Origin of the sequence: Prevotella sp., from assembly GCF_036570325.1 — a bacterium.
Lineage (GTDB): Bacteria > Bacteroidota > Bacteroidia > Bacteroidales > Bacteroidaceae > Prevotella.
In genome coordinates this window covers 1-8,418 of the sequence record NZ_DATCYK010000035.1, presented here as the reverse complement: position 1 = coordinate 8,418, position 8,418 = coordinate 1, and the positions used below count along the sequence as shown (strand labels likewise).

Sequence of the window (8,418 nt, the reverse complement as noted above, 5' to 3'; positions counted from 1 at the left end):
TTTGTTAATTCAGAAAAAAGCCTTACCTTTGCACCCGTCTTCAAAGAAAGACGCCATGCCCAGATGGCGGAATCGGTAGACGCGCTGGTCTCAAACACCAGTGGAGCAATCCATCCCGGTTCGATCCCGGGTCTGGGTACTAAACAAAAAGCTAAGTAGTTGATTACTCAATACTTAGCTTTTTCTTGTTTTATAGATGTTTCCATGAATTTTTCCTCATTCTATTCGCAATGAAGAGCAGGTAATCTGATTTATTATTTGAGCCATTATAAAGAATTGAGAAGTATAGATATATTTACTACAAGAATATAATTTGGTTTTAGGAAAGGCATTATTACACTATCACGTTAGGGCTTGGAGTATATAATTCTACACAATAAAAAGGGATATGCCTCACGGCATACCCCTTTCCCTAATTAGAACGTATAATTTCATTTATAAATCTTAATCTCTGAAATCTTACCATAAGAATCCGTTATCTTTACTTCCATCTTCAAATAACGTATCGTCAGAGGTTGCAAAACAGCATACTTGTTCCATAGAGCCCATGATACGGGAATACTTCCAGATAACTGTTCCCATTCCTGATTATCATTACTTCCATAGAAAGTTATCGAAGACGGTAAATAATCCCATTCGTTATCCATACCTACCTGCATCCCTTTGATAGTCTCGCTCTTACCCATATCAACAATAATAGTACGGGTTCCTTTACGCCATGAAGCTCCGGTCTCTATTTTCCCATCTATCAAGTCTGATATAACGCCATCACGTGGATTAGTATTTGAAGTAACTTTCCACTCACTTGTAGGTATCTGTGTACCAGTAGGATCTGCCTTAGTTGCTACTACATAAACAGCTGTCACTTTGATAGGCACAAGTACTTCACCATCCACAATATAGTGCTTATCGCCCTTTTCGTCATAATAAACAGCACGCAGTGGCAATACATAACTACCGGGCTCTGTAAACTTCTCGGGATTTATAAACTCTACCGATAGGGGAAGAGTACGTTTGCCCTCACAATTTACTGCCTCTACCGTGTGGATATCTTCTGGCGCCAATTTTGTTTTATCATCACTCTTGAACAATGAATTATCACGTTCAAGACCAATCTTACCCTTATATTCAAATGCTTTTGAAGTGTTCAACTGAACGGCAAAGCTGGTTTTACCTAGATAGGTATTAGCTTCTCCCATAGAAACGGAAATACTTTCCTTGCTAGACCATACTTTCCAACCTTCTTTTGAAGTAACTACAATATAGGCATAATCCTGACTTGAGTTTTTAGGGCTCTGAAGTTCATCTCCCGTGGGAGTAATTCTGATAGGTACTACAGTTGGCTTCAAGATTGCTGACATACCCTTAACAGTAACGGGTACCTCAAAATTAGAAGTCTTTGTATCAAGCTCTATAGTGCCACCAGCCTTAAATTCCACCTGCTCTGCAGTCGCAACGGCATAGTCTTTATACGTGGTTTCTAACAAAGGAGCGTCTGTAGCCAAAGCTACTTGCACCTTACCCGCATTTGTTAAGTTACGAGAAAGATTCGCACTGAGTGTAAACTCTTGTGAGTCTTCACCTATATGCATACCTCCAAAAAAGTTATTTGTATATTCTACAACACGTGAAGAGAAGTAGACTAAATTGGTGCGAGGATCACTTCCGCTGAAATACTCCTTTATATCATACTCGCCATCGTAGTTATAGTCATGGCTACATGAAGCAAAAGAACCTGCCGTAAGCGCTAACGCGATGAAGTAAATATATTTTTTCATTATCGTTTCTATTTAATCGTTATTCAGGGAATTTGTGCTCTTCCCACTCAATTTTTCTTGGATCCCAAGTTTGTGTATCATTTGAACTTTTAACATAAGCATGCACTTCATGAGGATTCTTACTAATATCCTTAAGTCCATATTCTTTTGTCAAAGGAGCGTAAAACAGTAGATTAGGATTCTCCGGATTCTCTATATAGAGGTTATCCATGATTTGGAAAGCAGACTGTGCGTTGTTATAAAGACGAATCTCTCGCACATAACCTCTGAACGCACCCCAACTCATATTGATCTTAGTGAACGTCTCAACCTTAGGTACATCAAACTCGTTGTCTAACACACCATTGATATAACACTTCACATGTTGACGTTTGTACACCCAAGCCACGTGATACCACTTTCCGGGGCGAATTATTGTTTTAGCAAAAGCCTTCGGATCATCGGTTTCACCCACCTTCATCTGTAATCTTCCTGCTCCGTCCAAACGTGAGTAGAAATCGGGAGAAAGCACGGCTTGATTATCAAAATTAGCAAAAACACGCATTCCATAAGACAAAGTCCACTCCTGCATATTCTCGAACGCCGGCTTAAAGAACACCTTCAAATAGAATCCATCCTGCTTCATGACTGTTGTATTGAGTACACGGTCCAGCGCAAAAATCTTGGTAGCACTTGATTCCAGCACATTAGCACCCTCGGCAGCCACTATTTTTACCGGAATCGCATACTTCACAGCAGCGTTCAATTCATTGTCAAGCGGTTTGATGTTCACATCAACTGAACCATTAGAAAGTTCATTGGCTCCTATCGTCAATGACTCTTTCGACAAAGTATAATACTTAGCCGGCAATACTTGATAATGAGTTCCATTAGCCTCATTGTAAGCTGCAAGTGCCTCCTCATCTACCGCAAACTTAACATTTACATTCCCATTAAGCAGATTGGCGACCCGAGCTGTAAATGAGCCTTGCCCACCTTCGTCTTTCACGACGACCTTCGTCATAGGGACAGAAGCTGCGCCGTCGATATAAACAGCATTGGGTAAATCAGTTTCTTCGTTTACCTTGTCATAATCCACATTGGCACATGACCAAGCGAAGCAGGCTAAAGAAGCTATTCCTAAAGTTTTAAATATATGTTTCATTGTAATTTCTTATTATTAAAGTATTATTTTACAGCAGGATTCATAATTTGAATGCCTTCACGCAAGTACTTGTAAACAGGACTTGCCGCATAGTCTTTCTCCATGTGATAGCTGCCTATACCACCCTTACGAGCTCCTATAGGTTCCCACATTGCCATACCAAGATAAGAACGAACACTCTTACCATCACGGGTACGATGACCTACACCTCCATTTGTAGAATACTTCTCAAATTCTTCAGTCATAATTACTTTCTTGGCCACTTCCGCATAACTCTGCTTTGATGCGAACGCAGAATACAGATTATTGAACCTCATATCGAGATCTTGATAGCCGTAACTTTCGTATGCTTGCAGTATATAGTAATTAAAATATAAAGCCATTTCAGGAGAGAACCAATCGGGCTCACCATCAACTACGAGCCACTTCTTGCGACCTTCTTCTGTTTCAGCCATAGGACCAATACGTTTACCCATCGTACGGATAAAGACATTCATACGATCGTTTTGCCACATTTCTCTATCAGTATTGAAAGGTTGAGGAATGGTAGGCTCTGCGTCTAAATCAAATCCATCAAGATTATACTTATAAATCGTATCGCAAATAGCATTAGCAAATTTCTCTACAGCTTTCTCAATAGTTTTTTCATCACCTTCCCAGCCCCAAAACTTATGGCTGTATTGCAACCATGTCTCACCTTTGTCTTTTGAAGACTGAGGTTGCACGGTGACACTATTACCTATATCAAACAGCAAGCTACAAGCCAATACACGCAAGCCTTTTTCTTGCTGTGCGCGCTTTAGGTCGGCCTGCTTGGCCGGTGTCAAGTTGGTAAAGCCATCCCAAAGAGAAACGAAGTCGGTACTGTCGGGCAAATTATAAAGGCAACGTGAAGCAGGGCTCTCTCCCGTCCATCCACTGAACCAACCAAAGGTCAGTTCATGGTCAGTCTGCTTATAGGCTCTAAGGTTCTCTAAATACTTCTGATGTGCTATTGACAACGACGAGTCGGCGTCAACCAGTAACTTATCTATATTCTTGTTTTCCACTTCAGTCCAATCGCTGCATCCTACGCTCAGCAAGGCCATCAGCAGAAAGCTGAAAATAACATATTTTTTCATATTCGTTTGGTCTTTAAATTATTTATTAGGCTTCTTGTCCCACCACAAGCGTGTAGCACCGTCATCGGCTCCGCCAAGCAACTGAACAGCCTTAGTAATGTTATCGAGGTTCTTAGTGTACTCGTCATTAGAGTAAGGAATACGGGTCGGACGGTTATCGCCATTCACGTTGCAGTCGGTAGATACCGAAACAGCTTTGAAGATACGGGGATAACCCGTGCGACGAAATTCCGACCAAGCCTCTTGTCCGTCAGGATAGATAGCCAAGTATTTCTGTGTTATAATACGCTCGAGGCTCTTCTCGAAGTTACCATCCTGCCATTTGATTGTGATGTCAGAAGGCGCGTCGGCACTGTACTGAGAGTTGATAGGGTCAATAAAATTAGCCGGCTTGTTAGAACTGTTAGCTGCATAAGCTGCTGCTTTTCCTGCGTCTAAACCATTCTCCTCGAACGAAGTAGCGATACCCTTCTCATAGAAGGTCTGTGCCTTATTGGCACCACCCATGCTCCAGCCACGCAATGCGCCCTCGGCACGGAGGAAATAAACCTCGGAAGCCTTTACGATATATACCGGTGTACCATCCGCAACATTCAAAAGCGAGATTTTAGAACGGTCATTATAAGTGGTAGTACTCGGCATGTTGGTACGCAAACCATAGTAATCGGAAACATTGTTTACAGTTCCTTTTTGGAAGTAAGCTGCCAAACGATCATCTTTGTAACCCTTCATGTAAGAAGCGATTTCAGCTCCCATACGAACGTCGTTATAAGCTTCTCCATTGATAATAACCAAAGGATTCTTCAGCGTAACGCCCGCACCCTTACAGAGCAATGCCGCTTCACTCGTAGCCTCTATCACACCGTAAGGATTGTTGATAGCCTTCTCGGCATATTCCTTGGCCAAAGCCTCATTGGCATAAACTACACGCATAGCCAAGCGAAGCATGAGAGAGTTGGCTAACTTACACCACTTTTGATAATCACCCTCATAGATTATATCGTACTTGGGGAATACGTTATGGGCTTCTTTATTCAATGTTTGCACTGCATCATCAAGGTCCTTGAGCATAGCTTTGTAAACATCTTCCTGCGAATCGTACTCTGCCAACGTTTGACCTTCCATGCCTGCCTTAGAGTAAGGAATAGGACCGAAGGTGTCGGTAGCCTTGTGTACAGCGGCCACCTTGATGATTTGAGCCACGGCAAAGCCTGCGGGATCGTCCGTGGTACGCTTCTTCATGTCGAGCCAGCTACGATACGCGTTACCGGCCATTACGTTATAAGTATATTGGCTCCATGGTTTGAGCGCGAAAGATGGGAATCCTCGGCCCACCCACTTGTTTTGTGCGGGAGCCATATAGCCTATCCAGCAAGCGCCACCGAGGGTGTAAGGAATCTGATAGTCGTTTACGTAACCCGTGCCTGATGAGCCAACGGGGAAGATACCCATTTCAAAAGCCGTGACGAAACCGCCCACGTTCAGGTTATCCATCTTAAGTTCGTCCTCCGTAGGCTGACGATGGTCGCGGTTAATGTCGACAAAGTCAGTCTGGCAAGAGGTCAGCACGGTGGCAGACATGGCCGCCATGCAAATTATTTTATTGATTTTATTTTTCATAAAAGCCGTGTTATTTTAGAATTGAAGTTTCAAACTAAAACCGATATTACGCAAGCTCGGAGCGCTGAAATAGTCGCTTCCCTGACCATAAGTGCCGGTAGAAGCAGCGATTTCGGGGTCGAATGGAGCCTTGTTGTAAATCATCCAGAGGTTATTGGCAATGACACCTACGGTTACGCCGGGCCATCCCTGACCGAGCCAAGTCTTAGGCAAGGTGTAGCTGAGGCTCACGTTCTGCAAGCGTACATTCGTTGCGCTGTAATAGTAATAAGCCATGAGCTGCTGGTTGGCCACTACCTCATAATACTTCTGCGGGTCAACTTTCAAACCACCGGCTACCTCTACATAACCACGGTCGCGAGCATCGGCTGAAGCCTTGGAAACACCGAATTGGTCGAGCACTGCTTGTGTAGCGGAAGTTACTACGCCACCAAAGCGGGCATTGATAAGGAACGAAAGGTTAAGACCCTTCCAAGAAACGCTGTTTCTCCAGCCCATGGTGAAGTCGGGATTGGTATTACCTATCTTGATACGCTCACCCTTTGGAAGGTCCATAGAGCTCAAACTTCCGTCAGGACCTACGGCTATCGCGCCGGTAGCATCGCGCTTCAGCACCTTTGTAACGTACACATCACCCATGCTGTCGCCCTCACGAATGTAGCCACCACCGGCCGATGTCTCGGTAAAGTTGATAATCTGTCCGTCGATACCGGTTTCGTAGTTGTGAACCAACTTCTTCACCTTATTGATATTACGGCTGTAAACCAATCTTGAGTCGAACTCTATCTGACCAATCTTGTCGCCATAGCCCAATGACATTTCGATACCGGAGTTAGCGATGTCACCGGCCTGAATGTACATGCCCGAGTAAGGAGCTGTAGCTGAAAGCTCGGCCAAGAAGGTTTGGTTATAGGTGTTAGAGTGATACCATGTGAGGTCGAAGTTCAAACGACTTTCAAACATGCGTAAGTTCAAACCAAGTTCATAAGAACGTGTACGCTCAGCCTTAAAATCATAGAAGGGCATGAGGGTACGGGTAGAAGGTACACCGTTGGCGATAGGATAGGTCAAGGTACCACGGGTAACGCCGCGATAACGATCGGGAATAGGCGAGCCTACCTCGGTGAAAGAACCTCTCACCTTCATGAATGAGATTACTTCGGGCAGTTTCACCATCTTAGAGATGATGGCCGAAAGACCTACCGAAGGATAGAAGAACGAGGGTTCCTTGGCGTTAACGAGCAGTGAGCTCCAGTCGTTACGACCGGTCATGGTAAGGTAAACCATGTCTTTCCAAGAAAGCTCGGCACTGGCGAATACGGCTGTACCACGCTTACGGAACTCTGAATCGCTCGGAATAGCGTGCACGGGGTCGAGAGCCGCGGAAGAGAAGAGGTTGGGCACCTTCAAGATAGGACCGCCGAAACCTACCGCGCTTGAGCGATAATCTTCCAAGCTGGCACCGACGTTGGCTGTCAGGCGATAGTCCTGACCGAAGCTCTTGTCAATATTGAACATTACGTCCATGTAGGTCTGCTGGTCTGAACCTTGTGAATGGTTATAGATACCATTACCATAAGTACCCGCATAGAGGATACCCGTACCGCTGGCGTGGAGTCTGCTCTCTGCCTCGGTGTAGGTGTTATCCACACGTACACGGCCCGTTACGTTGAGCCAAGGCAGGATGTCGTACTTCAAGCTACCCATCAACATATAGCGCTTACGCTTGGTGGGGGTCAACATATCGTTCACGACGAAATAGGGGTTCTGCAACTGCATACCCTGATCGCCGTAAGGCCAATACTGAACCGCGAACTTACGAGCGGCGTCGTAGCGCTTATACAACTGAACGGCTGACCAATCCTCACCACGGGGGAAGAGATATACGGCCGGAAGTGGGTTGTAATACTCACCCGGACGATACATGTTGTTGGTATTCTGAATAATATAGCTGCCGCTGAAGTCAAGGTGCAGCTTGTCATTAAGGAAGTCGCTGGTGTTGCGAGCCGTAAAGTTATAACGGTCGTAAGCGTTGTTTTCCAAGATACCCGTGGCGTTGGTGCTGGCCACTGACACATAAGTCTTGTTGGTCTTGGTACCCGTTGTGAGGGTCACGGAGTTGATATAGCTGTGACCGGTGTTGAAAAAGTCCTTGGGATTGAAGCCCGACGGGGTGGCCAAACGCTCGCCCCAGCTTTCAAAGGCGCCAGCCTTGTTGCCGTAAGTATTTTGGAACTCAGGCATGATGAATGGGTCAGAGAACTCCATGCTGCTCGAAACAGCCACGCTCACCTTACCCTCGGCGCCACGTCGGGTGTTGATCATGATAACACCATTGGCTGCGGCCGAACCGTAAAGGGCTGCGGCTGAAGGACCTGTAAGCACGTTAATGCTCTCAATGTCGTCGGGGTTAATATCGGCGATACCTTCACCGCTGGGCTGGCTTGAATAGCGTCCACCGCCAATGTCACCACCGTTCTTATTGAACATGGGCACACCGTCGATAACGTAAAGCACATTGTTGCCACCGGTGATAGACTTCGTACCACGCATTACCACACGTGTAGGACCACCTACACCCGTCGTTGAGGCATTGATATTGACACCGGCCACCGCACCATTGAGGCTGTTGACAAAGTTCACATTCTTAACGTTGGTCAGCTCTTCGCTTGACACTTTCTGCACGTTATAACTCAAAGCTTTCTCCGAACGCTTGATACCGAGGGCGGTAACTACCACCTCGTTCAGCGTCTGA

The 8,418-nt window shown here is 45.3% G+C and carries 5 protein-coding genes and 1 tRNA gene; 1 reads left to right on the top strand and 5 read right to left on the bottom strand.

The features are described 5' to 3' along the window. Positions 1-57: 57 nt before the first annotated feature. A tRNA-Leu gene (locus tag VIR50_RS03070) sits at positions 58-139 on the top strand. 292 nt (positions 140-431) lie between these two features. On the opposite strand, the gene VIR50_RS03065 is transcribed toward VIR50_RS03070, so the two are convergent. From VIR50_RS03065 to VIR50_RS03045, 5 genes are all read right to left on the bottom strand, one after another. After that, positions 432-1,778 carry a discoidin domain-containing protein gene (locus VIR50_RS03065; RefSeq protein ID WP_331933678.1) on the bottom strand — a complete coding sequence of 449 codons (1,347 nt, stop codon included), beginning with the start codon at positions 1,776-1,778 and terminating at the stop codon, positions 432-434. 19 nt (positions 1,779-1,797) lie between these two features. Then, positions 1,798-2,922, bottom strand: coding sequence for a DUF1735 and LamG domain-containing protein (locus tag VIR50_RS03060; protein ID WP_331933677.1), 1,125 nt, complete (start codon positions 2,920-2,922; stop codon positions 1,798-1,800). A gap of 23 nt (positions 2,923-2,945) precedes the next feature. Further along, on the bottom strand, positions 2,946-4,043 hold the full coding sequence (locus tag VIR50_RS03055) for a glycoside hydrolase family 18 (protein ID WP_331933676.1): 1,098 nt from the start codon (positions 4,041-4,043) through the stop codon (positions 2,946-2,948). 18 nt (positions 4,044-4,061) lie between these two features. Beyond that, complete coding sequence (locus tag VIR50_RS03050) at positions 4,062-5,663, bottom strand: SusD/RagB family nutrient-binding outer membrane lipoprotein (protein WP_331933675.1); 1,602 nt, start codon at positions 5,661-5,663, stop codon at positions 4,062-4,064. A gap of 15 nt (positions 5,664-5,678) precedes the next feature. Then, the coding region (locus VIR50_RS03045; protein WP_331933673.1) for a SusC/RagA family TonB-linked outer membrane protein at positions 5,679-8,418 on the bottom strand (2,740 nt) is incomplete at its 5' end.